General features: G+C 57.3%; 2 protein-coding genes. Both read right to left on the bottom strand.

Features of this window, described 5'->3' with window-relative positions:
- The coding region (locus ACP99_RS18700; RefSeq protein ID WP_049988031.1) for an archaellin/type IV pilin N-terminal domain-containing protein at positions 1-535 on the bottom strand (535 nt) is incomplete at its 3' end.
- 9 nt (positions 536-544) lie between these two features.
- On the bottom strand, positions 545-1,213 hold the full coding sequence (locus tag ACP99_RS18705; protein WP_049988032.1) for an archaellin/type IV pilin N-terminal domain-containing protein: 669 nt from the start codon (positions 1,211-1,213) through the stop codon (positions 545-547).
- Between the last annotated feature and the right edge of the window lie 229 nt (positions 1,214-1,442).

The raw sequence follows: 1,442 nt of genomic DNA on the forward strand, positions 1-1,442 counted from the left end.
GGCTCGTGATGTCCAGTTGGACGGTTTCGCCCGTGCTGAGGCCTTCGCTGCCGTCGCTCTCGATCGCTGACGCGTTGATTGTCACTTCATACCGGTCATCACGGCTGTTAAGGACACCGAAGGAATCATCGTTGTCAGTTACCTTCGTGAGGTTGAACTGACTCTCGTTACCCGCCGCGTAGTTCAGATCGTCAGTACTGTTCGTCAGTGTGGTCACGTTCCCACTACTGAGATACTTGATCGAGGTCGTATCCATATCTACCGCTCCCGATCCAGCGGCGAGCCGGACGGTCATCGTGATGTTGGCGATGTCGTCGCTGCTGCCGACGGTGCCGTGCGTATTGATCACATCGACACGGTTTGTGACCTTGTCAACGCTCTCTTGGCCGGCGTCCTCCGCGGTCGCTTGGAGGAAGCCTGCCGTGTTCACGAGGACTCCCGCTGCGATCGCAGCGACGAGGACCATCGCGATGAATACGATTAGCGTGCCGATACCGACCTGACCGCGTTCGTCTTCGTTGAAGATTTCAAACATTGATAGTAGTTAGAGTGGGACCGGATCGTTGTCGTCCTGTCCGGCGAGTTGCTGGGGCATCGTGAAGATGGCCTGCGTGGATCCACCGGATCGACTGGTGATGTCGAGTTCGACCGAGTCGCCCGTCGAGAGACCTTCGCCATTCCCTTCTACGAGAGAGGTGTTGATCACGATCTCGTAGCGATCAGCCTGTCCGTTTAGGACCGGGAAAGAGGCATCGCCGTTGTCGTTGACCGCGTAGGCAGTGAACTGGTCTTCGGTGAGACCAGTCTCGTAGCCGTCCTCGTATCGAGAGACATTCAGTAGCGTGCTCCCGTCAGCCGTTGAGGAGTTGTTGTAGACGAGATTCTTCGCCTTCGAGGAACTCACGTACTTGATCGTGGTGTCCTCGAGGTTGACTCCTCCAGAGCCAGCAGCGAGCCGAACCGTAATGTTGAGGCTGTCGACGGCGAGGTCGCCGCCGGTGTCGTTAATGAGGCCGTGAGAACTCACGACGTCGAGTCGATTCGTCACTTTGTCGACGCTCTCTTGGCCGGCGTCCTCCGCGGTCGCTTGGAGGAAGCCTGCCGTGTTCACGAGGACGCCCGCTGCAATAGCTGCAACGAGGACCATCGCGATGAACACGATGAGCGTGCCGATGCCGACCTGACCACGGTCGGCGTCGTTGTCTTCGAACATTGTTGGTTGTTGGTTCCAGTCCGACTCCCACTTCGCAGGGTAGCAGACCGTTACTGCGACCGAGCGATGGTCCGTACATAATGGTATGGACCTAGATATCAGCGGTGATATCAGACCCGTTCTAAACGTGTCACATAATTCAATTCATAACAGAAATCTGTGCGTTCCCGCGGGCGAACTGGAAGACACGACTGGGGGAGAAAGATACCGACGGGCCTGCGGCTCCACG

It is taken from the genome of Halobellus rufus, from assembly GCF_000739575.1.
Taxonomy (GTDB): domain Archaea; phylum Halobacteriota; class Halobacteria; order Halobacteriales; family Haloferacaceae; genus Haloquadratum; species Haloquadratum rufum.

Bases quoted from the DNA above. Each gene is read 5' to 3' on its own strand.
- ACP99_RS18705 (WP_049988032.1), bottom strand. From the start codon at position 1,213: ATGTTCGAAGACAACGACGCCGACCGTGGTCAGGTCGGCATCGGCACG.